General features: G+C 69.8%; 5 protein-coding genes. 4 read left to right on the plus strand and 1 reads right to left on the minus strand.

What is annotated here, in order from left to right:
- Window positions 1-157: 157 nt before the first annotated feature.
- A complete protein-coding gene (locus AAHZ94_RS32350; RefSeq protein ID WP_349997275.1) occupies window positions 158-475 on the minus strand; it encodes a hypothetical protein in 318 nt (105 codons plus the stop codon).
- A 303-nt stretch (window positions 476-778) separates the two neighbouring features.
- Between AAHZ94_RS32350 and rpsF the strand changes: the two genes are divergently transcribed.
- The 4 genes from rpsF (at window position 779) to rplI (ending at window position 2,506) form a co-directional block, all read left to right on the plus strand.
- A complete protein-coding gene (gene rpsF, locus AAHZ94_RS32355; protein ID WP_349997276.1) occupies window positions 779-1,069 on the plus strand; it encodes a 30S ribosomal protein S6 in 291 nt (96 codons plus the stop codon).
- 81 nt (window positions 1,070-1,150) lie between these two features.
- Window positions 1,151-1,750 (plus strand): single-stranded DNA-binding protein, encoded by a 600-nt coding sequence (locus AAHZ94_RS32360; RefSeq protein ID WP_349997277.1) that lies wholly within the window; start codon window positions 1,151-1,153, stop codon window positions 1,748-1,750.
- Window positions 1,751-1,804: 54 nt separating this feature from the next.
- A complete protein-coding gene (rpsR, locus tag AAHZ94_RS32365) occupies window positions 1,805-2,041 on the plus strand; it encodes a 30S ribosomal protein S18 (RefSeq protein WP_136723411.1) in 237 nt (78 codons plus the stop codon).
- A gap of 18 nt (window positions 2,042-2,059) precedes the next feature.
- Window positions 2,060-2,506, plus strand: coding sequence for a 50S ribosomal protein L9 (gene rplI / locus AAHZ94_RS32370; RefSeq protein WP_349997278.1), 447 nt, complete (start codon window positions 2,060-2,062; stop codon window positions 2,504-2,506).
- The last annotated feature ends 112 nt before the right edge of the window (window positions 2,507-2,618 follow it).

Consider the following 2,618-nt stretch of genomic DNA (forward strand, 5'->3'; position numbering starts at 1 on the left):
CGACTCCGCCGCGGCCCCGGGGCGCCCGCGCGCGCCCCCCGCGGCGGGGGGGGGGGGGGGCGCCCCCCGCCCCCCCCCCCCCCGCCCCGCCGTCCGGGGGAGGCACCGCCGGCGCCCCGGCGCCCGCGGCACCGGGAACGCCGAACAGCGGTGCGCATCAGCCCAGTACGCCGCCGAAGAGGCCGCCGTGCGCCATGCCGAGGAAGAGCCCGAAGGCGGACGCGCCGAGACCGATGATCAGGACGAACCGCTCGGCCGTGGTCGCCGAGATGAACTGTCCCCAGGCACCGGTGAGGACACCGACCAGCCCGGTCCAGGAGCTGACCAGGTGAAGTTGGTGAAACATGGCTGTGACGAAAGCCACCACGCCGAGCACGAGGGTGGCCGCGGCGAAGGTGTTCTCCACCGGGTGTGGCTTGCCGTCGGTATCGAGGAGGGAGAGAACGCCGTGCGGGGAACGGGCTGCCTGAGCCATGGGAGACCTCCGGTCCTGCGAGGGACGCGGGGCGGCGAGGAGTAACGCCGCTCACACTCTTGGCCTCCAGATTGCGGGCAGGTCCGGCTGGATTTCAACCGCAAGCACCGTCCCGGGTAGTCTGTACGGTCTGCGCCGGTGTCTGCCCAGAGCCGTTCGAGGGCCAGAGCCCCCCAGTCCTGTTGATCAGGTCTGCGGGTGGGGTCCAAGGACGAGGTCCGGGGACGCATCGGGCGCTACGCATCACGACCCTCCTGCCACGGAACGACCGTGGCCGCTGAGTCCAAAGGAGGTGGGTTCCACATGCGTCACTACGAGGTGATGGTCATCCTCGACCCCGATCTTGAGGAGCGCGCTGTCGCCCCCCTGATCGAGAACTTCCTCTCCGTCGTTCGCTCGAACAACGGCAAGGTCGAGAAGGTCGACACCTGGGGCCGTCGTCGTCTCTCGTACGAGATCAAGAAGAAGCCCGAGGGCATCTACTCGGTCATCGACCTTCAGGCCGAGCCTGCGGTCGTCAAGGAGCTCGACCGCCAGATGAACCTGAACGAGTCGGTCCTCCGGACCAAGGTCCTCCGTCCCGAGACCCACTGATCGCGTCAGCGTTCAGCGGCTCTCGGGCCGTGTCCCGAGTAGCACAGCAGCCAGCAGCACACCCGCCGAGAGGTTCATCCAATGGCAGGCGAGACCGTCATCACGGTCGTCGGCAATCTTGTTGACGACCCCGAGCTGCGCTTCACCCCGTCCGGCGCGGCGGTCGCGAAGTTCCGTGTCGCGTCCACTCCCCGCACCTTCGACCGACAGACCAACGAGTGGAAGGACGGCGAAAGCCTCTTCCTCACCTGCTCGGTCTGGCGGCAGGCAGCGGAGAACGTCGCCGAGTCGCTCCAGCGCGGCATGCGCGTCATCGTGCAGGGCCGACTGAAGCAGCGGTCCTACGAGGACCGCGAGGGCGTCAAGCGCACGGTCTACGAGCTCGACGTCGAAGAGGTCGGCGCCAGCCTGCGCAACGCCACGGCGAAGGTCACCAAGACGTCCGGTCGGGGCGGTCAGGGTGGCGGCTTCGGCGGCGGCGGTGGCCAGCAGGGTGGTGGCGGCAGCTGGGGCGGTGGCTCCGGCGGTGGTGGCCAGCAGGGCGGCGGCGGGGCTCCCGCCGACGACCCCTGGGCGACCAGTGCTCCGGCTGGCGGTGGCCAGCAGGGTGGCGGCGGCTGGGGCGGTGGCTCCGGCGGCGGCCAGCAGGGCGGCGGCTACTCGGACGAGCCGCCCTTCTAGAGCCACGGCTCTGGAGGGCGATCACACCCTTCTTGATCACACAGGAGAAACACCATGGCGAAGCCGCCTCCGCGCAAGCCGAAGAAGAAGGTCTGCGCGTTCTGCAAGGACAAGACCGTGTACGTGGACTACAAGGACACGAACATGCTGCGGAAGTTCATCTCCGACCGCGGCAAGATCCGTGCCCGTCGCGTGACCGGCAACTGCACGCAGCACCAGCGTGACGTCGCCACGGCTGTGAAGAACAGCCGTGAGATGGCGCTGCTGCCCTACACCTCGTCCGCGCGATAAGGGAAGGGTGACCGACTCATGAAGATCATCCTCACCCACGAGGTCACCGGCCTCGGCACCGCGGGCGACGTCGTGGACGTCAAGGACGGCTACGCTCGCAACTACCTGGTTCCGCGCGGTCTCGCGATCCGCTGGACCAAGGGTGGCGAGAAGGACGTCGAGCAGATCCGCCGCGGTCGTCGCATCCGCGAGATCGCCACGATCGAGCAGGCGAACGAGATCAAGGCGCAGCTTGAGAACCTCAAGGTTCAGCTCGCGACCCGTGCCGGCGAAGGCGGCCGACTGTTCGGCTCGGTGACCCCGGCCGACATCGCCTCGGCGATCAAGTCCGCCGGTGGCCCCGATGTGGACAAGCGCCGCATCGAGCTGGGCACCCCGGTCAAGACCCTGGGCGCGCACCAGGTGTCCGTGCGACTGCACGCCGAGGTCTCGGCCAAGGTCGGCGTCGAGGTCGTCGCCGCCTGACGACAGGTGCACCGCCGCGCTGCGGAGACGTAGCGCGGTAGGGAAGGGGGGGGGGGGGGGGGGGGGGGGGGGGGGGGGGGGGGGGGGGGCGGCGGCGGCGGGGCGGCGGGGG

The organism is Streptomyces sp. HSW2009, assembly GCF_040240285.1.
Taxonomy (GTDB): domain Bacteria; phylum Actinomycetota; class Actinomycetes; order Streptomycetales; family Streptomycetaceae; genus Streptomyces.

What these genes read in the sequence shown, in the direction of transcription:
- rpsR (WP_136723411.1), top strand. Translation starts at nt 1,805, where the DNA reads ATGGCGAAGCCGCCTCCGCGCAAGCCGAAGAAGAAGGTCTGCGCGTTC.
- rpsF (WP_349997276.1), top strand. Translation starts at nt 779, where the DNA reads ATGCGTCACTACGAGGTGATGGTCATCCTCGACCCCGATCTTGAGGAG.
- AAHZ94_RS32350 (WP_349997275.1), bottom strand. Translation starts at nt 475, where the DNA reads ATGGCTCAGGCAGCCCGTTCCCCGCACGGCGTTCTCTCCCTCCTCGAT.
- rplI (WP_349997278.1), top strand. Translation starts at nt 2,060, where the DNA reads ATGAAGATCATCCTCACCCACGAGGTCACCGGCCTCGGCACCGCGGGC.
- AAHZ94_RS32360 (WP_349997277.1), top strand. Translation starts at nt 1,151, where the DNA reads ATGGCAGGCGAGACCGTCATCACGGTCGTCGGCAATCTTGTTGACGAC.